This is a genomic window from Micromonospora sp. NPDC006431 (genome assembly GCF_042870725.1).
Taxonomy (GTDB): Bacteria; Actinomycetota; Actinomycetes; order Mycobacteriales; family Micromonosporaceae; genus Micromonospora.
The window spans coordinates 552,875-577,797 of sequence record NZ_JBIAHQ010000002.1 but is presented as its reverse complement, the minus strand read 5'-3'; the positions used below and the strand labels follow the sequence as shown (position 1 = coordinate 577,797).

The 24,923-nt window shown below is 73.1% G+C and carries 25 protein-coding genes; 17 read left to right on the top strand and 8 right to left on the bottom strand.

The window, feature by feature from the left end:
- Positions 1-249 precede the first annotated feature (249 nt).
- The 4 genes from rplU to ACFYM6_RS06235 all read left to right on the top strand — a co-directional run bounded on the left by rplU (position 250) and on the right by ACFYM6_RS06235 (position 2,899).
- Positions 250-564: a 50S ribosomal protein L21 gene (rplU, locus tag ACFYM6_RS06250; protein ID WP_073838296.1), complete on the top strand. Its 315-nt coding sequence runs from the start codon at positions 250-252 to the stop codon at positions 562-564.
- An 11-nt stretch (positions 565-575) separates the two neighbouring features.
- Complete coding sequence (gene rpmA, locus ACFYM6_RS06245; RefSeq protein ID WP_073838295.1) at positions 576-830, top strand: 50S ribosomal protein L27; 255 nt, start codon at positions 576-578, stop codon at positions 828-830.
- An 88-nt stretch (positions 831-918) separates the two neighbouring features.
- Positions 919-2,379, top strand: coding sequence for a GTPase ObgE (obgE, locus tag ACFYM6_RS06240; RefSeq protein ID WP_387272744.1), 1,461 nt, complete (start codon positions 919-921; stop codon positions 2,377-2,379).
- Positions 2,380-2,449: 70 nt separating this feature from the next.
- Positions 2,450-2,899, top strand: a complete 450-nt coding sequence (locus ACFYM6_RS06235) for a GNAT family N-acetyltransferase (protein WP_387272742.1) — start codon at positions 2,450-2,452, stop codon at positions 2,897-2,899.
- A 52-nt stretch (positions 2,900-2,951) separates the two neighbouring features.
- Here the strand turns inward: ACFYM6_RS06235 and ACFYM6_RS06230 are convergent, their stop codons facing one another.
- Positions 2,952-3,611, bottom strand: a complete 660-nt coding sequence (locus ACFYM6_RS06230) for a DUF6766 family protein (RefSeq protein ID WP_387272740.1) — start codon at positions 3,609-3,611, stop codon at positions 2,952-2,954.
- Between the two features lie 120 nt (positions 3,612-3,731).
- Positions 3,732-4,214: a DUF4383 domain-containing protein gene (locus tag ACFYM6_RS06225; RefSeq protein WP_387272739.1), complete on the bottom strand. Its 483-nt coding sequence runs from the start codon at positions 4,212-4,214 to the stop codon at positions 3,732-3,734.
- 212 nt (positions 4,215-4,426) lie between these two features.
- Between ACFYM6_RS06225 and ACFYM6_RS06220 the strand changes: the two genes are divergently transcribed.
- From ACFYM6_RS06220 to ACFYM6_RS06210, 3 genes are all read left to right on the top strand, one after another.
- Positions 4,427-5,065 carry a cyclase gene (locus ACFYM6_RS06220; RefSeq protein WP_387272737.1) on the top strand — a complete coding sequence of 213 codons (639 nt, stop codon included), beginning with the start codon at positions 4,427-4,429 and terminating at the stop codon, positions 5,063-5,065.
- The gene (locus tag ACFYM6_RS06215; protein WP_387272735.1) at positions 5,062-6,240 is read left to right on the top strand and encodes a zinc-dependent alcohol dehydrogenase; all 1,179 of its coding nucleotides are present in this window, start codon (positions 5,062-5,064) and stop codon (positions 6,238-6,240) included. The genes ACFYM6_RS06220 and ACFYM6_RS06215 overlap by 4 nt, the downstream gene beginning before the upstream one ends.
- Positions 6,241-6,353: 113 nt before the next feature.
- Positions 6,354-8,576 (top strand): NACHT domain-containing protein, encoded by a 2,223-nt coding sequence (locus tag ACFYM6_RS06210; RefSeq protein ID WP_387272733.1) that lies wholly within the window; start codon positions 6,354-6,356, stop codon positions 8,574-8,576.
- Here the strand turns inward: ACFYM6_RS06210 and ACFYM6_RS06205 are convergent.
- Together ACFYM6_RS06205 and ACFYM6_RS06200 are read right to left on the bottom strand one after the other, a co-directional pair.
- Positions 8,573-9,277, bottom strand: coding sequence for a response regulator (locus ACFYM6_RS06205; protein ID WP_387272731.1), 705 nt, complete (start codon positions 9,275-9,277; stop codon positions 8,573-8,575). The genes ACFYM6_RS06210 and ACFYM6_RS06205 overlap by 4 nt on opposite strands.
- Complete coding sequence (locus ACFYM6_RS06200) at positions 9,226-10,533, bottom strand: sensor histidine kinase (protein ID WP_387272729.1); 1,308 nt, start codon at positions 10,531-10,533, stop codon at positions 9,226-9,228. The genes ACFYM6_RS06205 and ACFYM6_RS06200 overlap by 52 nt, the downstream gene beginning before the upstream one ends.
- Positions 10,534-10,666: 133 nt before the next feature.
- On the opposite strand from ACFYM6_RS06200, the gene ACFYM6_RS06195 reads away from it, so the two are divergent.
- Together ACFYM6_RS06195 and ACFYM6_RS06190 are read left to right on the top strand one after the other, a co-directional pair.
- Positions 10,667-11,401: an ABC transporter ATP-binding protein gene (locus ACFYM6_RS06195; protein WP_387272728.1), complete on the top strand. Its 735-nt coding sequence runs from the start codon at positions 10,667-10,669 to the stop codon at positions 11,399-11,401.
- A complete protein-coding gene (locus ACFYM6_RS06190; protein ID WP_387272726.1) occupies positions 11,395-13,893 on the top strand; it encodes an FtsX-like permease family protein in 2,499 nt (832 codons plus the stop codon). The genes ACFYM6_RS06195 and ACFYM6_RS06190 overlap by 7 nt, the downstream gene beginning before the upstream one ends.
- On the opposite strand, the gene ACFYM6_RS06185 is transcribed toward ACFYM6_RS06190, so the two are convergent.
- Complete coding sequence (locus ACFYM6_RS06185) at positions 13,865-15,112, bottom strand: cytochrome P450 (RefSeq protein WP_387272724.1); 1,248 nt, start codon at positions 15,110-15,112, stop codon at positions 13,865-13,867. The genes ACFYM6_RS06190 and ACFYM6_RS06185 overlap by 29 nt on opposite strands.
- A gap of 245 nt (positions 15,113-15,357) precedes the next feature.
- Here ACFYM6_RS06185 and ACFYM6_RS06180 point away from each other — a divergent pair, with 245 nt between their 5' ends.
- On the top strand, positions 15,358-15,753 hold the full coding sequence (locus tag ACFYM6_RS06180) for a hypothetical protein (RefSeq protein WP_387272722.1): 396 nt from the start codon (positions 15,358-15,360) through the stop codon (positions 15,751-15,753).
- 10 nt (positions 15,754-15,763) lie between these two features.
- On the opposite strand, the gene ACFYM6_RS06175 is transcribed toward ACFYM6_RS06180, so the two are convergent.
- Positions 15,764-15,982 (bottom strand): DUF397 domain-containing protein, encoded by a 219-nt coding sequence (locus tag ACFYM6_RS06175; protein ID WP_387272720.1) that lies wholly within the window; start codon positions 15,980-15,982, stop codon positions 15,764-15,766.
- Positions 15,983-16,048: 66 nt separating this feature from the next.
- Between ACFYM6_RS06175 and pepN the strand changes: the two genes are divergently transcribed.
- A complete protein-coding gene (pepN, locus tag ACFYM6_RS06170) occupies positions 16,049-18,565 on the top strand; it encodes an aminopeptidase N (RefSeq protein ID WP_387272718.1) in 2,517 nt (838 codons plus the stop codon).
- A gap of 50 nt (positions 18,566-18,615) precedes the next feature.
- Here pepN and ACFYM6_RS06165 read toward each other — a convergent pair whose 3' ends face one another.
- The gene (locus ACFYM6_RS06165) at positions 18,616-19,827 is read right to left on the bottom strand and encodes an FAD-dependent monooxygenase (protein WP_387272716.1); all 1,212 of its coding nucleotides are present in this window, start codon (positions 19,825-19,827) and stop codon (positions 18,616-18,618) included.
- A 157-nt stretch (positions 19,828-19,984) separates the two neighbouring features.
- Positions 19,985-20,632 carry a PadR family transcriptional regulator gene (locus ACFYM6_RS06160; RefSeq protein WP_387272714.1) on the bottom strand — a complete coding sequence of 216 codons (648 nt, stop codon included), beginning with the start codon at positions 20,630-20,632 and terminating at the stop codon, positions 19,985-19,987.
- Positions 20,633-20,783: 151 nt separating this feature from the next.
- Here ACFYM6_RS06160 and nadD point away from each other — a divergent pair, with 151 nt between their 5' ends.
- From nadD to ACFYM6_RS06130, 6 genes are all read left to right on the top strand, one after another.
- Entirely contained in the window at positions 20,784-21,380 is a 597-nt protein-coding gene (gene nadD, locus ACFYM6_RS06155) for a nicotinate-nucleotide adenylyltransferase (RefSeq protein WP_073838284.1), read from the top strand.
- A gap of 110 nt (positions 21,381-21,490) precedes the next feature.
- Positions 21,491-21,895, top strand: coding sequence for a ribosome silencing factor (gene rsfS / locus ACFYM6_RS06150; RefSeq protein ID WP_387272712.1), 405 nt, complete (start codon positions 21,491-21,493; stop codon positions 21,893-21,895).
- Entirely contained in the window at positions 21,892-22,521 is a 630-nt protein-coding gene (locus ACFYM6_RS06145) for a histidine phosphatase family protein (RefSeq protein ID WP_387272711.1), read from the top strand. Before rsfS ends, ACFYM6_RS06145 begins: the two co-directional genes overlap by 4 nt.
- 48 nt (positions 22,522-22,569) lie before the next feature.
- Positions 22,570-23,418, top strand: coding sequence for a DegV family protein (locus ACFYM6_RS06140; protein ID WP_387272709.1), 849 nt, complete (start codon positions 22,570-22,572; stop codon positions 23,416-23,418).
- A gap of 146 nt (positions 23,419-23,564) precedes the next feature.
- The gene (locus tag ACFYM6_RS06135; protein WP_387272707.1) at positions 23,565-24,332 is read left to right on the top strand and encodes an SDR family NAD(P)-dependent oxidoreductase; all 768 of its coding nucleotides are present in this window, start codon (positions 23,565-23,567) and stop codon (positions 24,330-24,332) included.
- 2 nt (positions 24,333-24,334) lie between these two features.
- On the top strand, positions 24,335-24,844 hold the full coding sequence (locus ACFYM6_RS06130; protein WP_387272705.1) for an alpha/beta fold hydrolase: 510 nt from the start codon (positions 24,335-24,337) through the stop codon (positions 24,842-24,844).
- Positions 24,845-24,923 lie beyond the last annotated feature (79 nt).

Here is a 24,923-nt window from a genome sequence, read left to right as displayed (position 1 = left end):
CCGTTCCGTCGCCCCGGTCGGGACGGCGCCGGGACGGCGTTCGACCGGCTCCGGCAGCGCCGCGATGAGCTGTGTGCGGGCTGACGGGCGGCCCGGTTTGGGTGCCGGGCCTGGTATGGCGTACGCTGGCCTGCGGCGCACTTTGGTGTGCCGAGTTCCCGCGTGCCCGCGCCGCCGGTGTCACGGCTACCCGGCGAGTCGCCGTGGGAACGACCGCCAGCAGCCTCAACGACAGGGAGTCCGCCTCCGATGTACGCGATCGTCAAGACCGGCGGCAAGCAGTACAAGGTCGCCGAGGGCGACGTGATCGAGGTCGAGAAGCTCGCCGGTGTCCCCGGCGACGCGGTGAAGCTCACCGCGGTGCTCCTCGTCGACGGTGACGACCTGGTGACCGACGCGGCGCAGCTTGCCAAGGTTGCGGTGTCCGGCGAGATCGCCGCGCACACCAAGGGCCCGAAGATCCGGATCCACAAGTTCAAGAACAAGACCGGCTACCACAAGCGCCAGGGTCACCGCCAGCCGCTGACCCAGGTCAAGGTGACCGGCATCTCCAGCGGGAAGTAGGTCGTCCTCCAATGGCTCACAAAAAGGGTGCGTCCAGCTCGCGTAACGGTCGTGACTCCGCGGCCCAGCGGCTCGGCGTGAAGCGCTTCGGTGGTCAGGTCGTCAACGCCGGCGAGATCATCATCCGGCAGCGTGGCACCAAGTTCCACCCCGGTGACCTGGTCGGGCGCGGCGGCGACGACACGCTCTTCGCGCTGGCCGCCGGTGCGGTCCAGTTCGGCACCAAGCGCGGTCGCAAGACCGTCAGCATCGTGCCGCAGCAGTAGTTCGCAGGCGTCGCGGGCCGTGGACCTCGGGTCCCGGCCCGCTTCGCTTTTCTCATGCGGGGTGGGCCCCGCTGGAAGGATTGAGATCGTGGCGATGTTCGTTGACCGGGTCGTCCTGCACCTGCAGGCCGGCGACGGCGGGCACGGCTGTGTCTCGATCCACCGGGAGAAGTTCAAGCCCTTCGGTGGCCCGGACGGCGGCAACGGCGGCCACGGCGGCAGCATCTCGCTGGTCGTCGACCCACAGGTGCACACGCTGCTCGACTTCCACTTCCGGCCGCACGTGAAGGCCGAGAACGGCAGGGGCGGCGCCGGCTCGAACCGGGACGGCGCCAACGGCCATGACCTGGTCATCAAGGTGCCGAACGGCACCGTCGTGCAGACCCCCGACGGTGAGGTGCTGGCCGATCTGGTCGGCGCGGGGACCACCTTCGAGGCGGCCCGGGGTGGCCGGGGTGGCCGGGGCAACGCCTCGCTGGCCAACGCCCGGCGCAAGGCACCCGGCTTCGCCGAGCTGGGCGAGCCCGGCGACCGGCTGGACGTGGTGCTGGAGCTGAAGAGCGTGGCCGACGTCGGCCTGGTCGGCTTCCCGTCGGCCGGCAAGTCGTCGCTGATCTCGGTGATCTCCGCCGCCAAGCCGAAGATCGCCGACTACCCATTCACCACCCTGGTGCCGAACCTGGGCGTGGTCCGGGTGGACAACCACACCTTCACCGTCGCCGACGTGCCGGGCCTGATCCCCGGCGCGGCCACCGGCAAGGGGCTGGGCCTGGAGTTCCTCCGCCACGTCGAGCGCTGCGCCGTGCTGGTGCACGTGATCGACACCGCGACGCTGGAGCCGGGCCGGGATCCTCTCGCGGACATCGACGCCATCGAGGCCGAGCTGGCCGAGTATGGCGGCCTCGCCGACCGGCCCCGCCTCGTCGCGCTCAACAAGATCGACGTACCGGACGGCCGGGACCTCGCCGAGATCGTCCGGCCCGACCTGGAGGCGCGCGGCCTGCCGGTCTTCGAGGTCTCCTCGGCCACCCGCGAGGGGCTCAAGGAGCTGACGTACGCGGTGGCCGAAGTGGTCGAGCAGGCCCGCAGCGCGGCGCCGCCGGCCGAGCCCACCCGGATCGTGATCCGCCCCAAGGCGGTCGACGACGCCGGCTTCACCATCGAGGCGGAGGAGGACGGCTCGTTCACCGTCCGCGGCACCCGCCCCGAGCGGTGGGTCCGGCAGACCAACTTCGACAACGACGAGGCGGTGGGCTACCTGGCCGACCGGCTCGCCCGGCTGGGCGTCGAGGAGAAGCTGGCCAAGGCCGGCGCCAACCCCGGCGACCTGGTCCGCATCGGCGACCGGGAGTTCGACTGGCAGCCGACCCTCTACGCCGGCGTCGACTTCGTCCCGGGCAACCGGGGCACCGACATCCGGCTGGAGGAGAAGTCGACCCGCGCGTCGGCGACCGAGCGGCTGGAGGCTCGCAAGGCCCGCCGGCAGCGCCCGGCCGACGAGATCGAGGCGGCGGCGCAGGACGCGGACGACGACGAGGACTGGGAGTAGTCCCTTTCCGTCCGTGATCGGGTCGTTGGCCGGAAACCTCCGCGAAAGCCGGCCGACCTACCGTGACGGAATGCTGATCGAAGCCCGTCCCGCCAACGATCCCGAGCTTGCCGCCTTGGTCGTCGCCCAGCAGCGTGAACTGCGGGACGTCGACGGGGGGCCGGCCGGCCAGGTGACGGTCACTCACGACGACATCCGTTACCTGGTGGTGGTGGTCGGCGGGCGGGCAGTCGCCTGCGGTGGGATCCAGTCGCTGGATGCCGAGACCGGCGAGCTGACGCGGATGTACGTCCGGCCGGCGTGCCGGGGGCGGGGCATCGGGCGGCAGTTGCTGGCCGCCCTGGAGGAGTTGGCCTTCCGGCAGGGGCACACCACGCTGTGCCTGCAGGCCGGCACCTACCTTCCGGCCGCCATCGGCCTCTACCGGTCCTGCGGCTACCAGCCCATCCCGGGGTACGGGGAGTACCTCCACAACCCGTACCGCGTGTGCTTCGCCAAGCAACTGCCGGTGGCCGCCTGACGGCTGGCGGCGGTGGCCGCCGGACGGGTGGCGGACCCGCGCGGCGGCCCGGTCAGGCGCCCGTCTCGGCGTGCGCGGCGGTGACCGGCTTCGACTCGGGGCTGGCGTGCTGGCGCAGGACGACGCTCAGCAGGATCAGCACGCCCACGGCGAGGAACTCGCTCTGCCAGTTCTGCATGGACTGGAACCAGAAGTCGCTGGTGCCGAGGAACTGCCAGGCGCTGATCGGGGCGGCCCCGCTCTGCAACGCCTGCTCCTCGTTGTACTGGGCAACGCCGCCGAACAGGTGGCCGAGGAACGAGCCGACGAAGATCAGCAGCAGGGCGAGGGACAGGCTGTTGCGGTAGACCACGAGTGGGAGGCCCCCGGCGCGGACCGGCCAGGGCGAGTCGGGCGTGGCCCGGCGCTCGTCGTCCTCCGGGCGGTCGCCCTGGTCCTCCGGCTTCGACTCGGCCGACCCCTTCTGCACCAGGTACGCGGTGAGCAGCACGTAGCCGCCCATCTGGAGGAACTCCGACTCCCAGTTCTCGAACACCGCCTCGGCGAAGTGCCCGGTGCCCAGGTACGCCCACCAGGTCAGCGGCGCCGCCCCGTACTGGGTCAGCTCCTCGTTGTGCGTCTGCCAGCCGAACACGCTCTGCAACAGCAGGAAGATCAGGAACGCGCCGAGCATGGCGACCGTGAGCGCGTTCTCCCGCAACCACCGCGGCATCGCTGGACCTCCTCGTCCCGGGGGCACTCCCCGTGGCGGTCCTCCTGCCCCGGCCGGTGACCGCGCAAACCCCCGCGGAGGGGGTCGCGCCAGCCGCCCCCGATCGGGTGAACGCACAGGTCAGGGCCGGTCGAACGGGGTGTCCAGCCGGCCGCCGGTGCCCGCGCGGGGGGACAGCAGCAGCCCCAGGAGCAGCATGCCGAAGCCGAGGAACAGGTGCAGCCAGTTGTCGGCGTCGTTGAACGGCACGAAGTTCGCCGGGCTCTCCCGGTCGACGCCGAAGCCGTACAGCCAGACCACCAGATAGATGGCGCCGCCACCGGCGAGGAACAGCCGCGCCCCGCCGACCCGGCGGGCCAGCACCAGCCCGACCAGGCCGAAGACCAGATGGATGAGGTTGTGCAGGATCGACACCTGGAACAGGTAGAACAGCTTCGCCTGGGAGTGGTGGCCGGCGAACGCCAGGTCGCCGGAGTGCTCGGTGACACCGGGGATGAAGCCGAGCACGCCGATCAGCACGAAGACGGCGGCCACCAGGAGGGCGAAATTCTGGATCGCCGGCCGCTGCCCGGCCGGGGCGGGTCCGCGCACGTCACGTGCCATCGCTGTCACCTCCGTTGCTCAGCCGCCGCCCGCGCGGGGCAGACCCACCATTGTGAGATCGGGGCGGGGCGGCTCCGCAGAGAAATGACGAATCAGGGCGTGGGCCGGACGCCGGGTAGGTCGATGGCACATCGGCCGCCGTTTCGACGCCTTCTCGCCGGGTAGCGCTGCGGGACGCGGGCGCGCTCCGGCGCCCGGGTGGAGGAGGCGTGATGACCAGCAGTGGGATGAGGTGGGTGCTCGGCGGCGCCGCCACCGTGACCGGGTTCGGGGTCGGCCGGATGGTGGCCCGGCGGCGGCGCCGGCACCAACCCGACCGGGAGGGGGGCTGGTACGTCGTCCACCGGGGGATCACCGTGCACCGGCCGAGGGATGCGGTGATCGGCTTCTGGACGGATCAGGAACGGCTGGACCGCGGGCTGGCCGAGTGGGCGACCCTGGAGCGGCTCGACGACAACCGGTGGCGCTGTGTGGCCAGCGACCCGGCGGGCGGCGGCACCGAGTGGCGCGCCGAGCTCACCGTCGAGGGTCCGGGCCGGCTGACCTGGCGGGTGACGGAGGGGCCGGTCGCCCAGCGGGGCCGGGTCGAGCTGGTCCCGGCGCCGCAGGACCGGGGCACCGAGATCCGCGCCGAGCTGCGCTGGCGGTCCGGCCGGATACGCAGAGTGCTCGGCCTGGCCAGCCGGCACGACCCCGACCTGGCCCTGCGCAGCGCACTACGCCGGATCAAGTCGCTGATCGAGACCGGCCAGGTGCTGGACACCCGGCACGACCCGTCGGGACGCAGCCCGAAGCAGGAGCAGGCGACGGACCGGATCCGGGAGACGCTGATGGTGGGGGGTCGACCGTGAAGGCGCTGTGCTGGGAGGGCGTCCGCAAGCTGGCGGTACGCGACGTGCCGGAACCGACGATCCGCTCGGCCGGCGACATCATCGTCAGGGTCCGGGCGAGCAGCGTCTGCGGCTCGGACCTGCACCTGATCAACGGCTACCTGCCGGCGATGCGGGAGGGCGACATCCTCGGCCACGAGTTCATGGGCGAGGTGGTGGAGACCGGCCCGGACGTACGCCGGATCAAGGTCGGTGACCGGGTCGTGGTTGGCTCGGTGGTGGCCTGTGGCGGCTGCTGGTACTGCCGTACCGAGCAGTACTCGCTCTGTGACAACTCCAACCCGCAGCCGGTCTTCAGCGAGAAGCTGTGGGGCCACGCGCCGGCCGGCATCCTCGGCTACTCGCACGCGGCCGGCGGCTACTCGGGCAGCCATGCCGAGTACATCCGGGTGCCGTTCGGCGACGTCGGGGCGTTCACCGTCCCCGTGGGGGTGCCGGACGACTCGGTGGTGTTCGCCTCCGACGCCATGCCGACCGGCTGGATGGGGGCCGATTTCTGCGGCCTGAAGGGCGGCGAGGTGGTCGCGGTCTGGGGCGCCGGCGGGGTGGGCCAGATGGCCGCCCGGTCCGCGCAGATCCTCGGCGCCGAGCGCGTGATCGTCATCGACCGGCTGCCGGATCGGCTCGCCGCCGCAGCGCACCGGTGGGGCGTCGAGACGATCAACTACGCGGATACCGACGTGCTGGAGGCGCTGCGTGAGCTGACCGCCGGGCGCGGGCCGGACGCCTGCATCGAGGCGGTCGGCATGGAGTCGCACGACGTGGGGCCGAGCTACGCGTACGACAAGGGGAAGCAGACGACCCGGCTGACCACCGACCGGCCGACCGCGGTCCGGCAGGCGATCATGGCCTGCCGCAAGGGCGGCACGGTGAGCATCGTCGGGGTGTACGGCGGTCTGGTCGACAAGTTCCCGCTCGGCGCGGCCATGAACAAGGCGCTGGTGCTGCGGATGGGGCAGATGCACGCCCAGCGCTACATCCCGATGCTGCTGGACCGGATCGCGGTCGGCGAGGTCGATCCGGGGTACCTGGCCACCCATCCGATGTCCCTGGAGCAGGGGGCCCGGGGCTACGAGATCTTCGAGAAGAAGGAGGACGGCTGCCTGCGTACCGTCCTGCACCCGCAGGCGGCCTGAGCAGACCCCTCCACGTCGACCACCTGGCGGGCCGATCGATCGTCCACGCGCATGGGCAGCCCGGAGCGCAGCCCGCGTCGATACAGTTAGGGTCCGCTGACCGGGAGATGTACATGCGGCGATTCCTTCTCGCTCTGGCTGCGGCCTCGCTGTCCGCCGTGCTCGCCGTCGTAGTCAACCTGGCCACCACGGCGATTCGCCTACCGTCCTGGTTGGACAAGGCCATCTGGATCCCGTGTGGCCTCGTGGTACTCGCCTATGCGGTGGTGGAGTGGCGGCGCGGTTCTGAGGAGCCGCAGCTACCGGCGGCGGAGCAGCTCGTGGCGGCAGCCGACGTACTGGCCCGGGCCACCCTGTCGCTGTGGTCGGCGCAGTCCGATGCCTGGGGCATCGGGACGGCCGCCGACCCGGTTCGGGTCACCTGGCACTGGGACCACGAACGGTCACTGCCGATACACGAGGTGTTCGACCGCCTCAGTGGGAAAGATCGGCGGATTGCGCGCCGTCGAAACGCTGGCCGCCGGAACCGGGCCGAAGACAGTCGGGGCGAACAGGGCGTCGTCAGCGACCTACATGCAGACCTTTACCGGCGGATCCAGCGCCAGCAACTGGTCCTGCTCGGTCCGGCGGGTAGCGGGAAGACCGCGGCGATGCTGATGCTACTGGTGAAGGCGGCCGAGGAGTGCGTCAAACCGATCTTGACAGGGGGGCATGCCGGCACGCCGGTGCCGGTCTGGGTCACCCTCGGCGGCTGGATCCCGGACGAGAGGTCGCTGGTTGACCACCTGGTCAGAGAGATGGAAGCGAACTTCCGGGCCCTGCGGCACCCGCGTTACGGCGCGCACGCCGCACGCCGCCTGATCGAGGAGAAACGGGTGGCGCTCTTCCTCGACGGCCTCGACGAGATGCCGGCGGCGGGGCAGCGGGACGCGCTCGCCGCGATCGCGCGCGAGGCTGCCGGGCTGCGGGTCGTACTCACCTCCCGGATCGAGGGGTACGACCGTGCGCGCGCCAGCGGGCGGTTGCCGCGCCCGGTCGTCCTCCAGCTCGACCCGGTTGAGCCAGACACTGCCGCCGAGTACCTGCGCCGTGGCCATGACAGCGACCGGCAACGTCGGCTCTGGCGGCGGCTCACCGAGCAGCTGCGCAGCCAACGTGACTCGCCGGCCGCGGAAGCATTCGCCATCCCGCTGATCCTGAGTTTGGCCCGGGACGCGTTCGACGGGCCGGACGGTGAGGCATCCGACCCGGCGGAGCTGATCGAGCTCTCCTCGGTGGCGGAGGTGAAGGCGCGCGTGATCGGCCAGTTCCTGGAGCGGGCCTACCCGTCTGATTCCGGCCCGCGCGGTAGGCGCGACCGGCGGCGGAACCGGCGCCACCTGTTCTACCTATCCTGGGTCGCCTACCACCTGCGGGGGCGCCGCGACCTGCGCTGGTGGGAGCTTCCGACCTGGGTTCCCGTCGGGCCCCTGTCGATCGCGGTCGGAATCGGATTCGGACTGCCGACGGCCGTGCTGGCTGGGGCATGCGTGGCGTTGGCCCACGGGGCTGGGTCCGACCTGTTGTGGGCGCTGCTGGGCGCGTTTCTCGCGGCCGTCGGCACCGCCGCCGTGTTTGCCCTACCGTCTACCCCTCCCGGCTCGGCGCCGGCGCCGGCCCAACCGATCGGCATGGACCTGCGGTGGCCGACCCGGGCGGAGATGCGGACGCTGTTGGTGGTCGGGTCGGGACCGCCGCTGACCATCGGCGTAGCCACCGGACTCCTCCTCGGCCCGTTCGCCGGGGTGCTGGTCGGGTCGAGTCTGATGGGCCTCTTGATCGTCGGTACGTCGATCGGCCGAGCCAACGTGGCGTCCGGTCTGCTCGGCATCTGGCTGAAGCCATTGGCCGACTCACCAGCGAGCACCCCGGACGGTACGTTCCGGGCCGACCGCCGCCGGACGGTGGTGACGGTCACGTCTGGTGTCGTCCTCGGTGGAGTCCTGTTCACGCTGTTCAACGTCGTGGATCCGCCTCGGCCCGGGATGTGGTCGGTCGGACCGGAGTTCGGCATCGTGGCCGGCATGATGTACGGCATCGCCAGCGGCCTCGGCCCGGCGGTCTTGACCGGCTTCGCTCAGGTTGTGCTGCTGCCTGGGCGTCCGCCGGTACGGTTTCCGGTGCTGTTCCGGGAGGCGCTGCGGCGGCAGGTGCTGCGCCAGGCTGGCGTGGTTTACCAGTTCCGGCACGCCGAACTCCAGGACCATCTAGCCGCCGCCTACCAGCGACGGCAGGATGCAGGACCGGCCCGCCGGATGAAGCAGGCGGCCCCGCAGGCGCTCGTGGTGGCCGACTAGCTGTTCTGTCCAGTGCGGTTGGGGACGCGGCCGGCGGGTGGTTGGCCGCGCAGGTAGGCGAGGACGGCGAGGACTCGCCGGTTGTCCTCCTCGGTCGGTGGCAGGTCGAGCTTGGTGAAGATGGTGGTGATGTGTTTGCCGATCGCGGCCTCGCTGACCACCAGCGTCCGCGCGATCGCCGCGTTCGACCGGCCCTCCGCCATGAGCGCCAGCACGTCACGCTCCCGTTCGCTGAGCCGCTGCAACGGATCCCGGCGCCGACGGAGCAACTGCTGGACCACCTTCGGGTCGATGATCGTGTCACCGGCGGCGACGCGGCGCACCGCCTCGGCGAACGTGGTGACATCGGCGATCCGGTCCTTGAGCAGGTAGCCGACCCCGGCGTCGCTGCCGATGTCCAGCAGCTCCCCGGCATAGGTCAGCTCGATGTACTGGCTCAGCACGAGCACCGCGAGATCCGGGTACGTCGTGCGCAGGGTGATCGCCGCGCGCAGCCCTTCGTCCGTGAAGTCGGGTGGCATCCGTACGTCGGTCAGCACCAGGTCCGGCCGGTAGGCCGAGACGGCGGAGGCGAGCGTTGCGGCGTCCCCCACGGTCCTGACCACGTCGTACCCGAATCGGCTGAGCAGGCCGGCGATGCCCTCCCGGATCAGGACACCGTCCTCGGCGAGGACGACTCGGATCGGCTGGTCCGATGGCATGGCAGCTCCACGCGTAGCAGGGTCGGCCCGCCGGGCGGGCTGGTCAGCGTCAGTCTGCCGGCCACCACCGCGATCCGGTCGGCGAGGCCGGTCAGCCCGCTGCCCCGGGCCGCGTCGGCACCGCCGCAGCCGTCGTCGCCCACCTCGACGACCAGCCGGTCCGCCTGCATGCGACCGCTGACCTGGATCCGGGTCGCGCCGCTGTGCTTGGCGGCGTTCGCCAACGCCTCGCAGACCACGAAGTAGGCGGCCGTCTCGACGGCGGATGGTGGGCGGGTCGGCAGCGCGACGTCCACCTCGACCGGGATCGGCGAGCGGTCGGCCAGTTCGGCGACGGCGGCGAGCAGGCCCCGGTCGGTGAGGATCCGCGGATGGATGTCCCGGATCAGGTCACGCAACTCCTCCAGTGCCAGGTTCGCCTGGTCGTGCGCCCGCTGCATCAGCGCTGGCACCTCGGCGGGCGTGGCCAGCCGGGCCAGTCCGAGGGTGATGCCGAGGGCAACCAGCCGCTGTTGCGCGCCGTCGTGCAGGTCGCGCTCGATGCGGCGCCGCTCGGCGTCGAACGCGTCGACGAGCCGCGCGCGTGACCGGGTCAGGTCCTGTACCCGCCGGACGAGTTCGTTGTCGCGGGGTGCCAGCAGCGCCCGGGCGAGGGCGGCGCGCGCCGCACCGTACCCGGTGACCAGGTAGGCCGCGGGCACCAGCAGAACCACGCCGATCGGCACCGCCGCCCACGCGGCGGCGGGCGAGGTCAGCAGTATGGCCTTGAGCAGCTTCACCTCGCCGTCTCCGCCGAGGGCCTGCGCGGCGGGCGCGGTGAGCAGTGAACCGGGTACGCCGAGCGCGCAACCGACCACCAGCAGATCGAGCGGCCAGAGCAGGGTGGCCAGCAGGACCGTGTAGCCCAGTTCGCGCCAGGTGGCCGGCTCGCGGTACCGCTGGCGTAGCCAGGCGCGCAGTCCAGGGCGTTCGGGCACCTGGTGCGGGTCGGCGATCGGCTCGGCGTCGACCAGCCACAGCCGGCGGCGCTCCACCGCTCCGACGGGAAGCCCGACCAGCGTGGCGGCGACCAGCAGCGGCACGCCGACCAGCGCGACGGCCGACACCACACCCAACACGATGAGGGTGGCCAGGACCGCGAGCACGACGACGCCGACCGGCAGCCCGCTCAGCAGGTACGCGGTCGCCCGCCACGGCCAGGTCGACGCCATCAGGTCGCGGCGGTACATGGCCTTTCCGGCGCTCCGAACGGGCATGCGGGTGACGGTACGGCCGGTCGACGCCGGCTCGGAAGCCGGCCAGCCCGACGGTGGGGGTAGCAGAAGTTCTACCCCGAGAGTCGATCGTGACCTACTGCCCCGGCCTCGGCGAACCGGTGTGCTTGCCGACATGGATGAAACAGTGCGGCTGCGGTGCGTGCGTCGGACGTACGGCACCGGGGCCGGCGCGGTCACCGCGCTCGACGGCGTCACGATCGGCTTCGCCGCCGGGACCTTCACCGCGATCATGGGTCCGTCCGGCTCCGGCAAGTCGACCCTGCTGCAGTGTGCGGCCGGCCTCGATCGGCCGGACAGCGGCAGCGTCGTGGTAGCCGGTGTGGAGCTGACCGGGCTCAGCGAGAAGCGGCTGACCCTGCTACGGCGGGAGTCGATCGGGTTCGTGTTCCAGACGTTCAACCTCCTGCCGATGCTCACCGCCGCGCAGAACGTGGCACTGCCGGCGCGGTTGGCCGGCCGGCGACCCGACCGCGCCGCGATCGCCCGGGCGCTCGCCGAGATGGGGCTGGCGGGGCGGGAACGCCACCGGCCCAGTGAGCTGTCCGGGGGTCAGCAGCAGCGGGTCGCCATCGCCCGCGCGCTGGTCACCCGGCCCGCGGTGGTGTTCGCCGACGAGCCGACCGGCGCCCTGGACAGCGGCGCCAGCCGGGACGTACTGGCCAAGCTGCGCGACCTCGTCGACACCCAGCGACAGACGATCATCATGGTGACCCACGATCCGGTCGCCGCCGCGCACGCCGACCGGGTCGTGTTCCTCGCCGACGGCAGGCTCGTCGGCGAGCTGACCGCACCGACGGCCGAGACCGTCGCCGCCCGGATGACCCGGTTGGAGCTCGCCCCGTGCTGAGCCTTGCCGTGCGCACCCTCGTCACCCGGTGGGTCACCCTGGTCAGCACCTTCATCGCGCTCGCCGTCGGGGTCGGCCTGGTGGGCGCGACAGGCCAGGTCATCGGGGGTACGCTCGCCGCGCCGCCGCGCCCCGCCCAGCGGTACGCCGCCGCGCCCGTGGTGGTCAGCCCGGTCGACGAGTTGCGGGTGACCACCGTCAACGGCGCCGCCGCCAGGCCCCTGGCCGAGCCGCGCGGATTGCCGGCGGAGCTGGTCGCCCGCCTCGGCGCGCTCGGGCCGGTCGTCGTCGACCGCACGTTCTACGCCCAGCTCCCCGACGGTGGTGCCGACCAGGTCGGGCATCCGTGGTCGGCAGCGGGCTTCACGCCGTACCGGATGATGGCCGGACGCCCACCGGCGGCGGCCGGCGAGATCGTGGTCGCCGAGCGGGCCGCCCCGGTCGGAGCCCGGGTGACCGTGCTGACCGGCGCGGGTGCCCGCGCGTACACGGTGGTCGGCGTCACCGCCGCGGTGCCCTTCGAACGCGCCGTCTTCTTCACCGACGCCGAAGCCGCGCGGATCTCGCCCCGGATCGACGCGCTGGTGGTGTCCGCGCCCGCGCAGCGCGTCCGGCAGGCGATCGGTGCCGCCGACGCGGTGCTGCACACCGGGCCGGGGCTGCGCCGGCTCGACCCCGACCTGCGCCGCGACGCCGAGGCGCTGACCGCAGCGAACGCGCTCGCCGGTACGGCCGGGGGGATCGCGGTCTTCGTTTCGATCTTCGTGGTCGCCGGCACGTTCGCGTACGCGTTGGCCCAGCGCCGGCGGGAACTCGCCCTGCTCCGGATGGCCGGTGCCACCCCCGGGCAGGTACGCCGGCTGATCTTCGCCGAGGCGGCGGTCGTCGCGATCCTGGCGTCCGCCGCAGGCTGGCAGCTGGCCCGGCTCGGCGGCCCTCGGCTGGCCGGCTGGCTGGTCGAGCTCGGCCTCGCACCGCCCTGGTTCACCGCGTCCCAGTCGCTGATCCCGCTGGTCATCGCGTTCGCGGTGGGGATGGCCGCCGCGGGGGTCGGAGTCTGCTCCTCCGCCTGGCGGGCCGGGCGGATCCGGCCGGTGGAGGCGATCCGCCAGGCTGTGGTCGAATCGGGGGCGATGAGCGTGGGGCGCTGGATCGGCGGACTCGGCGTGCTCGTCGGGGCCCTGGCCATGCTGCTCTGGCCGCTGCTCGACGCGCCGGCCGATGCGCTGAAACGCAAGCAGTACACCCCCATGATCATGCTGTTGGTGGTGGCCTTTGCGCTGCTCGCTCCGGTGCTCGTACCGTGCGTGGCGCGGCTGTTGGCCGGCCCGCTGGCGAACCGTGGCGGCGTCACCGGGACAGTGGTGGGCCAGACCGTGCTGACCGCGGCCCGGCGCGCGGCCGCGGCAGCGGCACCCGTGCTGCTCACCGTGGGCCTGGCCGCCGGACTGCTCTCGGTCACCGCGACCGTGGACCGGGCCCGGGCCGTCGAGCGGCGGGCGCAGCTCGCTGGTGACTACCTGATCCTGCCCGCCGGTACGCCGGGCCTCAACCGCGAGGTGGTCGACCGGGTGCGCCAGATCCCCGGCCTGCGAACCCGGGTGGTCTACCCGACCTCGGTGTACGACGTGGAGGACGGCGAGGCGCTCATCCGACACGGCGCCCACGCGACGACCGGGGACGCCCCGCTCGACCTGCTGGCCCTCCCGGTGCTCGACGGATCCCTCGACGATCTGCGCGACGACACCATCGTGGTCGACCAGGAATGGGACCGCCGGGTCGGGGAACCGGTACGGATCTGGCTCGGCGACGGCACTCCCGTGTCGCTCCGGGTCGCGGCGGTGATCCGGGACGGTGCGGGCGGCAACGGCGCCTACCTGACCGGCCGCTACGCCGGCGCCGCGCTCGCCGAGCGCGTACAGGTGCAGCTGCCGACGGACGTCGACCGGGCGGCGGCGGAGCGGGCCCTGCGAGCGGCGATCGCCGGGCTGGGGGCGACCGTGACCACGCCGGACCAGTGGTCGACCGCGACCGCCGCGCACCGCAACCGGGCCAGCGCGGTCGGGCTGCGGGTCGTGCTCGGAATCGCGCTGCTCTACGCGATTCTCGCCATCACCGGCACCATGCTCATGGCGGCCCGGGACCGCGCACGTGACCTGGCCCTGCTGCGGCTGGCGGGCGCGACGGCGCGCCAGATCCTCTGGATCGTCGCCGCGGAGGCCCTCCTCGTGGTGGCGTTGGGCGTGGCGCTCGCCGGCGGCGTCGCCGGACTCACCCTCGGCGGCCTGTGGGTGGCACTACTGCAACTGGTCGGCCCGGCCGCGGTCGTAGTGCCCTGGCAGCCGGTCGCGGGGGTGGTGGCGGCCTCGGCGCTGGTCGCGCTGCTCAGCTCGGTGCTGCCGGCCGCTCTCGGTCGGCGGCGACCCGGGCCACGGCGGCCGGCTCCCGCGCGCGGCCGGAGGTTCATTCCGCCCGGCGTATCCCGTCGATGAGGAACCCGCTGGGCGGCTGGGCGGGCATCCGGGTCAGGTCGAGCGCCAGGTCCTGCGGCGGGACCCGGTAGCTCATCGCACAGGTCAGGTTGATGACCGCCCGCTTCATCAGCTCGATGGTGAGCCACTCGCCGGGGCAGCGGTGGCCGGTGAAATGGTCTCCACCGCCCTGCGGGATGAAGCTGAACGGGTCGCCCCGCCAGCCGGTGAACCGCTCCGGCCGGAACTGTTCCGGCTCCGGCCACAGCTGAGGGTGGTGGTTGGTGGCATACAGGTCGAGCACCACCCGGCGACCCTGCGGGAAGTGGTGCCCCTGCCACTCGAAGGAGCGCCGGACCCGGGCGATCACCACCGGGAAGAAGGGGTAGTAGCGCCGTACCTCCTGCACGAAGTTCTCGGTGGCCGCGTCGTCGCCGCGGACCCGTTCCCGCCACTGCGGATGGTCGTGCAGGGCCAGCGCGGCGAACATCACGAAACGCCTGACCGCGACGGTCGGGCGGAGGACGTTCAGCAGCTCCACCGCGGCGATCCGGCGGGGCAGCAGCTGCCCCTGCTCGTCGCGGTGCCCGGCGACCATCCGCAGCGCGCTGCCCTCCGGCGCGGGCAGGGCCCCCGACCGGGTCCGCTCGATCAGGTCGCCGATCCAGCGTTCGGCGCGGCGGCGGCCCAGCAGACCCCGCCAGTGCCGCGGACCGACCGCGGCCGGCGCCTCGATCATCGCGTGCAGGTCGTCATTGCGGCGCACCACGTCGGCGCCGGCCAGCGGCACGCCCGTCCAGGCGCAGACCGCCCGGGTCAGCATCCGGTCGACCTCCTCGCAGAGCGCCACCGGGCCGGCTTCCGCCCAGACCGGGATCCGGGCCCGCCACTCGTCGTCGAAGAGCTGCCCGAGTTGCCGGATGGCGGCGGACGTCATCATCGACATGAGCATCGCCTTGCGCGCCTGGTGAGCCGCACCGTCGAGCCCCTGGACGCCGCCGACCCCGGTGAGGGTGAGCTGCCCCCGCATCGGCATGGCCCCCCGGCGGACGAACCGGTCGTTGTCGTAGAACAGCTCGGCGCCCGGGCGGCCGCGCAGGCAGATGGTGGGTTCCAGCAGCAGCCGGGTCTGGAAGATGTCGCTGCCGTACCGGTTGCAGCGGTCGCCGACGAACCGGTACCCCTCGCGGAGAAAGGCCAGCGTGCTGTCCGGACTGCGGTCGGTGGGGATGGTGCTCATCTGCTGCTCCTGACGCGGCTCGGCGACGGTGCCCGTCTACCCGTGCCGGGGCGGGCGAATCCCGCCCGTTGAGGCGTTGGTGTAGCAGCTGCGGCGGGCCCTGGGAGGGGCCAGCCGAGAGCACCGGAGCTGGCCCCTCCCAGGGCGCGGAAAAGCTGGTTCGCTCAGCCCGGAGACCGGCGGCGGGCCGGTCGCGGATCCGCCGGGCACGACCGGCGGTGGTCACCGGCGACGGGGGAGGACGGATGCGGGACAACAGGGCGGCGCACTGGCGGCAGCGGCGGGCGGTGACCGGGCTGAGCCTGCGCCCCGGCGACCGCGAGGAGCCACTGATCGCACCGCCCCGGCGGTCCGGGGCCCGACCGCCCCGGTTCTTCACCGTGCACCTCGGCTTCGAGGCCGTCGATCCGGCTGTCGCCCGGGAGTTGGCCGTCGCGTACGCCGAGGCGCTGGGGCTGCTCCGCCCGGAGTTGGCGCTCGGTGCCGCGGCGCTCTCTCCGGCCGACGCCTGGCACCGCGCGGAGCGGCTGTTCTGCGGGGCGCTCGGGCCCGACGGCGAGCGGTGCGCGGATGTGGCCGGCCACCCGGGCTTCCACCACGCGCCCGGCCTCGGCGGTCTGGGTTGGGGCGACGGTGACTGAGCGCCGGGGCTCACTCCAGGTCGAACTCGCCGTCCTGGGCACCCGCGACGAAGGCGTCCCACTCGCCCTGGGTGAAGACCAGCACCGGCCCGTCCGGCTCGGCCGAGTTGCGCATCCCGATCAGGTCGTCGACGAAGGCCACCTCGACCGCGCCGTCGGAGGCGTCACCCTCGGCCCGCTGCCAGATCGCCCGGGAGAGGTCGAAGTCGCCCTTGGGGTGCTGACCCATGTCGTTCCTCCATCGCCACGCGTCACCGGGGAGCCCGTCCGGATCCCCATCGGGCAGGATAAGCGGATGCCGAGCCTGACCCGTGTAGAGGCGACCGCGCGTGGCGCGTTGATTACCGTCGAGTCCTACCAGGTGGACCTCGACCTGACCGGTGCCGGCGAGCGGTTCCGCTCGACCGTCACGATCCGGTTCCGGGCGACCCCCGGCGCCGACACCTTCGCCGAGTTGAAACCCGTGAACCTCCTCGGCGTACGCCTCAACGGCCGGGACCTCGACCCGACCGTCCTCGACGACAACCGGTTGCCGCTGACCGGGCTGGCCGCGGAGAACACCCTGACGGTCAGCGCCGAGATGGCGTACTCGAACACCGGCGAGGGCCTGCACCGGTTCGTCGACCCGGCCGACGGCGAGACGTACCTCTACGCCATGTCCTTCCTCGACGACGTGCAGCGGATCTTCGCCGCGTTCGACCAGCCCGACCTGAAGGCGCCGGTGACCCTCTCGGTCACCGCCCCGCCGGAGTGGACCGTGGCCGCCAACGGGCGGCTCGCCGAGCGTCCGGCGCCCGGGCGCTGGGAGTTCGCCCCCACCGAACCCCTGGCCACCTACTTCTTCACGCTGATCGCGGGCCCCTGGCACGTCCGCCAGGACGAGCACGACGGCATCCCGCTCGGCCTCTACTGCCGGCGGTCGCTGGCCGCCCACCTGGACGCCGACGCCGACGAGATCTTCACGGTCACCCGGCAGTGCTTCGACCGGTTCCACCAGCTCTTCGCCGAGCGCTACCCGTTCGGCAAGTACGACCAGGCGTTCATGCCGGAGTTCAACGCCGGAGCGATGGAGAACCCGGGTCTGGTCACCCTGCGCGACGACTACATCTTCCGCTCCGCGGTCACCGACACCCAGCGGGAGCTGCGGGCCACCACGATCGCGCACGAAATGGCGCACATGTGGTTCGGCGACCTGGTCACCATGCGCTGGTGGGACGACCTCTGGCTGAACGAGTCCTTCGCCGAGTACCTGGGCACCCGGGTCACCGCCGAGGCCACCCGGTTCGACCGGGCGTGGACCACGTTCGCGATGCGCCGCAAGGCGTGGGGGTACGCGGCCGACCAGCGCCCGTCCACCCACCCGGTGGCCCCGGCGGAGGTGGCCGACGCCGCCCAGGCCCTGCTCAACTTCGACGGCATCTCCTACGCCAAGGGCGCCAGCGTGCTGCGCCAGCTCGTCGCCTGGGTCGGCGACGACGCCTTCCTCACCGGCTTGAACGCGCACTTCGCCAAGCACCGGTTCGGCAACGCCACCCTCACCGACCTGCTGGAGAGCCTGAGCACAGCGAGCGGGCGGGACCTGGCCGACTGGGCCGCCCGCTGGCTGCGCCGCCCGCAGGTGAACACGCTGCGGATGGTGACCGCGGTGGACGCCGACGGCCGGTGGAGCGAGGCGGCGGTGGTGCAGACCGCGCCGGAGGCGTACCCGGTGCTGCGCCCGCACCGCATCGGCGTGGCCCGCTACGCTCCCGACGCCCCGGTGCACCGCTTCGAGGTGGACCTGGACCCGGACGCCGACGGCGGGCGCACCGAGCTGACCGAGCTGATCGGGCAGCCGGCCGCCGGCCTGCTGCTGCCCAACGCCGGTGACCTCACCTTCGCCAAGATCCGGCTCGACCCCGCCTCCGCGGACGCGGTGCCGATGCTGCTCGCGGGGCTGGACGACCCGCTGGCCCGGGCGCTGCTCTGGGGCGAGGCCCTGGACGCCGCCACCGACGGCGAGCGTCCGGTGGCCTCGGTGATCTCGCTCATCGCGGCGGCGCTGCCGGCCGAGACTGAGGTGATCATCGCCGAGGACGTGCTCGCCCTCAGCCGTGGCCTGGTCGACCGCTACCTGGAGCCGCTGGCCCGGGACGCGGCCCTGCTCCGGATCGCGGAGGCGTGCGCCGCGCTGTTGGCCGGCGCTCCGTCCGGGGGCTCGCTGCAGCTCGCCGCGGCCCGGGGCCTGATCGGCGCCACCGCCGACGCCGGGCTGCTCGCCGGTTGGCTGGCCGGCGACGGCGTGCCGGAGGGGCTGGCCGTGGACGCCGACCTGCGCTGGGCGCTGCTGCACCGGCTGGTCGTGCTCGGTGCGGCCGGCGAGCCGGAGATCGCCGCCGAGGCGGCCGCCGACCGCAGCGCCACCGGCGCCGAGCGGGCCGCGAGCTGCCGGGCGGCGCTGCCCGACGCCGACACCAAACGGGTCGCCTGGGAGATCATCACCAGCAACACCGAGCTCTCCAACCGGCTCGTCGAGGCGACCGCGGAGGGCTTCTGGCAGCCGGAGCAGGCCGAGCTGACCGCCGGATACGTCGAGCGGTACTTCGCCGACATGCCGGCGACGGCGCGGCTGCGTACTCCCTGGATGGCCGACCGGGTCGCCGCCCTGGCCTTCCCCCGCTACGCCGTGGCGCGGTCCACCCGGGACCTGGCCGCGGCGCTGCTGGCCCGCGACGACCTGACGCCGGGCCTGCGTCGGCAGGTCGTCGACCGGGACGACGATCTGCGCCGCGCGCTGGTGGCGCGCACGGCGGTGGCCGCCGCCTCGGCCTGACCGGTTCGTGGGCGGCGCGCCGAAACGGGCGCGCCACCCACGGCGCGGGTTCAGCGTGCGGCCGTCGTCACGGGGGCGTCCCAGTCGATGGCGTACCGCTGCTCCGGGCCGAGCGTCTTCTCCGGGTTCATCGCGATCCGCATCAGCATCGGCATGAGCACCGGCATGAGCACCGGCATCAGCGCCCGGGCCACCGGGCCCGGTGCCTTCGTGCGGTTGATCTTCGCCGCTCGCGCGGCGACCGCTTCCACCCGGCCGCGGCGCAGCTGCTCGTAGGCGGCGAACGCGGACGGGATGTCCGGCAGGTCGCGCAGGCAGCGGGCCAGCTGCACGGCGCTCTCGATGGCCAGCGAGGCACCCTGGCCGGAGCTGTTCGACGGCGCGTGCGCCGCGTCGCCGACCAGCACCATCCGCCCGCGGTGCCAGTGCCGCACCGGCGGCATGATGTGCAGCGAGCCCACCACCTGCAGCTCGTCCTCGCGGCTGGTGAGCATGAGTTCGCGACCCGGGTCGTCGTCGGCGTACGCGGCCCGAAGCGTCCGCATCCAGTCGGCCGGCGGCACGGCGCGGGCCTCGGTGAGGCTCATCGGCCGTTGCTGCGGCAGGTTGACGCCCCACCGGGTGCCGCCGCCCGGCTCCGGCCAGTAGAGGTAGTAGCCGCCCCGGCCGAAGGCGAACGTCATGGTGCCTGGTTCCACCTCGACCTCGTGCCGGGCCACCGCCTCGAAGCCGAGCAGCCCGGTGAACTTCGGTCCGACGGCGTCCGGGTCGATCAGGGCGCGCACCGCCGACCGGATGCCGTCGGCGCCGATGAGGACATCCGCCGTCGCCGTGCTGCCGTCGGCGAACCGGGCGGTGATGCCGCTGCCCGTCTCCCGCACGTCGACCAGGCGCTTCCCGTGCTCGATGACCACCCCGTCGGCGTGGGCGCGGTCGTGCAACACGCGGTGCAGTTCGTTGCGGTGCACCACCTGCAACGGCGGCACACCCGCCAGACCCGGCAGGGCGATGCGCTTGCGCCCTACCGCCATCACCATTCGAACCATCGGATTGCCGATCGCGGTCACGGCCCGGTCCGCGTCGACGGCGCGCAGCGCGGCGACGCCGTTGGGCGCGAGCCCGAGCGTGCCGCCGGCGCCGTCGGTGGTGCTCGGGTACGCCTCGTACACGGTCGCGGTGATGCCCGCCCGGTGCAGCGCCAACGCGGTCACCGGGCCGGCGATGCCGCCGCCGATCACGATCGCTGTTCTCACTCTGGTCACGGTTCCCTCCCAGGGATCGTCGGTTGCGATGCGTGCGAACCGACGTGGAGGGAGCCCAGCTATCCTCGTGGTTGCCGCTTCGGGCCGGGCACCTTCGGGTGTCGGTTCGAGGTAAGGGCCCCGGCCTGGTGTTGGCGCACCGTGCCGGGGCCGTCCATCACGGTGCGGAGCCGCTCCTCTCCCCGGGCCCGTCCGGCTCGGCCGGCAGCACGCCGGTCTCGTGGAAGGCCCGCCACTCGGCCAGGCCCGGGTAGCTGCCCGAGCCGAGCTCGGCCAGCAGGGCGCGGACCCAGGCCACCTCCGCCTCCCGGATGGCCATGTCGTATTCCGACTCGACCAGGAACAGGCGTGGCAGGGTGCGCAGGTGCTCCGCGAGGGCGGCGCGTTCGGCCCCGACCTCCTCCTCCAGCAGCGCCAGCCGCCGGCGCAGCAGGGCCGTCGCCTCCTCGGGATGCAGCACGGCGAGCACCGAGAGGCCGGCGCGGAAGCGGGACTGCTCGGCGACCGGGGTCGAGACCAGCTCGCGGGTCCAGTCGACCAGCTCCGCCCGGCCGGCGTCGGTGATGCGGTAGACGGTGCGCTCAGGGCGCCGCCCCGCGCGGACGCTCTCCACGGCCGCGATCAGGCCGTGCCGCTCCAGGTTGCGGACCACGGTGTAGAAGGACCCCCACTTGATGCCCATGTCGTGGTCCTTGCCCCAGCCGCGGAGCGTGGTGGCGATCTCGTACGGGTGCATGGGCCGCTGGACGAGGGCGGACAACACGGCCAGGGCCAGCAGGTTGCCGACCTTCCGCCGCCCCGACATGCCGCCCTCCCGTGATGCTCGCTTCCGATTACTCGCAGGCGAGTATATGGCCAACCGGACGATCGGGGAAGCCCGGCCGGAACCGCCCCGAAGCGCGGGCGCCGGCAAGGGGCGAGACTGCCGACACCCCGCACCGGCCTACGATCGCGGGGTGGAGGAAGACATCAGGCGGATCGGGATCATGGGCGGCACCTTCGACCCGATCCACCACGGTCACCTGGTGGCGGCCAGCGAGGTGGCGGACCGGTTCGGCCTGGACGAGGTGGTCTTCGTCCCCACCGGCCAGCCCTGGCAGAAGGCGGACGAGGTGGTCAGCTCCGCCGAGGACCGCTACCTCATGACGGTGATCGCCACCGCCTCCAACCCCCGCTTCCAGGTGAGCCGGGTCGACATCGACCGCGGCGGCCCGACGTACACCGTCGACACCCTGCGCGACCTGCACGCCGAGTACGGCCCGAAGGTCCAGCTCTTCTTCATCACCGGTGCGGACGCGCTGGAACGCATCCTGTCCTGGAAGGAAGTGGACCGGATGTTCGAGCTGGCCCACTTCATCGGGGTGACCCGCCCCGGGTTCGAACTCTCCGACAAGCACCTCCCCGCGGACACGGTCAGCCTGGTACAGGTCCCGGCCATGGCCATCTCCTCGACCGACTGCCGCGCCCGGGTGGCCCGGGGTGAGCCGGTCTGGTACCTGGTGCCGGACGGTGTGGTGCAGTACATCGCCAAGCGGCGCCTCTATCAGCGGTGAAATCTTCCCGAACGCGAGCGTTTGTCCGGGTAATCGGCCAGAACTGACAAGTCGTCGCGCGGCCCGGTGTGAGAGGCTTGGAGGATCGCACGGTTGATCGAAGGAGTACGGTGACAGTTTCCGAACGCGCTCACGAGCTGGCGATGGCCGCCGCCCAGGCCGCGGCCGACAAGAAGGCGCAGGACATCGTCATCATCGACGTGGGCGACCAGCTCGCCATCACCGACGCGTTCCTGCTGGCCGCCGCTCCGAACGAGCGCCAGGTGCTCGCCATCGTCGACGCCATCGAGGAGCGTCTGCTGGAGCTGCCGGAGAAGGCCAAGCCGGTCCGGCGCGAGGGCGAGCGGGGTGGCCGCTGGGTGCTGCTCGACTACGTCGACATCGTGGTGCACGTGCAGCACACCGAGGAGCGCGAGTTCTACGCCCTCGACCGGCTCTGGAAGGACTGCCCGCAGATCCCGTTCGTGGACCGGGACCTGGCCGACTCCACCGCAGGCACCGTCAGCGCGGAATGACCCGCCTGATCATCTGGCGGCACGGCAACACCGACTGGAACGCCGCCGACCGGGTCCAGGGGCAGACCGACGTCCCGCTCAACGACCTCGGTCGTGAGCAGGCCCGCGCCGCCGCGCCCGTGCTGGCCGCGCTGCGCCCGGACGCCATCGTCGCCAGCGACCTGCGCCGGGCCGCCGACACCGCCGCCGCCCTCGCCGCGCTGACCGGGCTTCCGGTACGCACCGACGCCCGACTGCGGGAGCGTCACTTCGGCCAGTGGCAGGGCCTTGCCCTCACCGAGGTCGCCGAGCGCTTCCCCGACGAGTACGCCCGCTGGCGCGCCGGCGACCCCGACCCGGGCGCCGGCATCGAAAACCTCGACGACCTGGGCAAGCGCCTCGGCGCCGCCATGCAGGACGCGGCCGACCTGGCCCTCGGCGGCACCGTCGTGGTGACCACGCACGGCGGCGGCGCCCGGCAGGGCGTCGGCCACCTGCTCGGCTGGGACCACGCCGTGCTGCGCAGCGTCGGTTCGCTGGCCAACTGCCACTGGACCGAGCTGCGCAACAACGACGTCCGGGGCTGGCACCTGCGCGCGCACAACGTCGGGCTCATCACGCAGCCGGCGCTGACCGACGCGGTCTGACTCATCCGGCCCGGGCGTGCCGGGCCGGCATCGGCTAGCGTGCCGGTCATGCCCGTCGCGGTCGTCACCGACTCCACCGCCTACCTCCCGCCCGAGCTGGTGCGCGCGCACCGGCTCACCGTCGTCCCGTTGACCGTCGTGCTCAACGGCGTCGAAGGGCGCGAAGGGGTCGAGACGTTCCCGGACGACGCCGCCCGGGCGCTGAGCGGCCGGCGGGTCTCGGCCAGCACCTCCCGCCCGGCCCCGGAGCAGTTCGCGCAGGTCTACCGCGAACGGCTCGCCGCCGCCGACGGCGTGCTCTCGGTGCACCTGTCGGCCGAGCTGTCCGGCACGGTGGAGGCCGCCCGGCTGGCCGCCGCCGAGTTCGGCGACCGGGTCGCCGTGGTCGACAGTCGCTCGACGGGGATGGGCCTGGGCTTCTCGGCGCTCGCCGCCGCCGCGGCCGCCGCCGGGGGCGCGGACCTGTCCGGGGTACGCCAGGCGGCGGTCGACGCCATCGCCCGGACCACCATCTTCTTCTACGTGGACACCCTGGAGTTCCTGCGTCGGGGCGGCCGGATCAACGCGGCCGAGGCCCTGCTCGGTACCGCCCTGTCGGTAAAGCCGATCATGCACATGCCGGACGGCACGATCGCGCTCCGGGACAAGGTCCGTACCGCCAGCCGGGGTGTGGCCCGCCTGGTCGACCTGGCTGTGGAGGCGGCCGGCGACGCCGAGGTGGACCTGGCGGTGCACCACCTCGCCGCCCCGCAGCGCGCCGAGCAACTGGTCGCGGCGCTGACCGAGCGCCTCGGCGCCCGCGTGCACGACACGTACGTCACCGAGGCCGGGGCGGTCGTGGCGGCGCACGCCGGACCGGGACTGGCCTGCGTGGTCATCCATCGCCGCCCGTCCTGACCGACGCCGCCTCGGCGTGGTACCGGCGCCACCCGGCGAGTGCGCGGCTTCGGTGAGGTGGCGGCATCCAGTGCACCCGGACACCGCAGTTTCCCCGATGCGGCTCCGGATGGCGCGCGGCCATCCGGGCCCGGGAGAATGACGTCGTGTCGTACGTGGTGACCGGCGGGGGCCGGGGCGTCGGACGGGCCATCGTGGAGCGGCTCGCCACCGACGGCGGCACCGTGGTGGTCGTCGAGCAGGACCAGGACGCGCTGCGCTGGCTGGCCGAGGATCCCGCCGCCGACCGGCTGCGGCCGGTGCTCGGCAACGCCGCCGACGAGGAGGTCGCCGGGCGGGCCGCCGACCTGGCCGAGGCGGCCGACCCGCTGGCCGGCTGGGTCAACAACGCCGCCGTGTTCCGGGACGCCGCCCTGCACACCGCGCCCGCGGCCGAGGTGTTCGAGCTGATCGCGCGGAACCTGCGCCCCGCCGTGGTCGGCGCCGGCACCGCGGTACGCCGGTTCCTGGCCGCCGGCATCGGTGGCGCGATCGTCAACGTCTCCTCCCACCAGGCCCGCCGGGCGGTGCCGGGCGCCCTGCCGTACGCCACGGCGAAGGCCGCCCTCGAAGGGCTCACCCGCTCGCTCGCCGTCGAGTACGGCGTCCGGGGCGTACGGACCAACGCCGTCGCGCTCGGCTCGATCCACACCGAGCGGCACGCCGCCTTCCTCGCGGGAAGGGAGCCGGCCGAGGCGGAGTGGATCACCGCCGAACTGGCTCGGCTGCACCCGCTGGGCCGGATCGGGCGTACCGGGGAGGTGGCCGAGGTGGTGGCGTTCCTGCTGTCGGAGCGGGCCAGCTTCGTCAACGGGGCGACGGTGCCGGTGGACGGCGGCCGGGCGGTGTTCGGCATCGACCCCGAGGCGAGGTGAGCATGGCCCGACCACCGATCGTCCTGGTGCACGGCACCCGCTTCGCGCGGGGCCAGTGGCAGCCGCAACTGGCCGCGCTCGCCGCGGAGTTCCCGGTGGCCGCGATCGACCTGCCCGGGCACGGTCGCCGGTCGGCCGAGCCGTGGGACCTGGACCGGGCCGCCGACGTGGTGGCCGAGGCGGTCCGTGACCTCGACGCCGGTCCCGCCCTGGTGGGTCACTCGCTCGGCGGGTACGTCTCGCTGCACGTCGCCCGACGGCACCCGGACCTGCTGGCCGGGCTGGTGCTGATGGGAGCGAGCGTGGCCACCACCGGGCCGCTGACCGTGCCGTACCGGCTGATCGCGGCACTTGTCGCGCGGCTGCCGGCGGCCCGGCTCACCGCCTGGAACGACCGGCTGCTGCGCCGCCTGTACCCGCCGGAGGTCGTCGGGGCCACCGTCGAGGCGGTACGCCGGTTCGCCCGCGAACTGTCGCCTGCCGCCCCGCCCGATAGCACGGTTCGGGCATGATCAGGTCGTCGTCCACAGGGGATCCGTCTGTCCACAGCCTGCCTGGTCCTTCCTGAACACCACCCGTCGTGCGACCTAG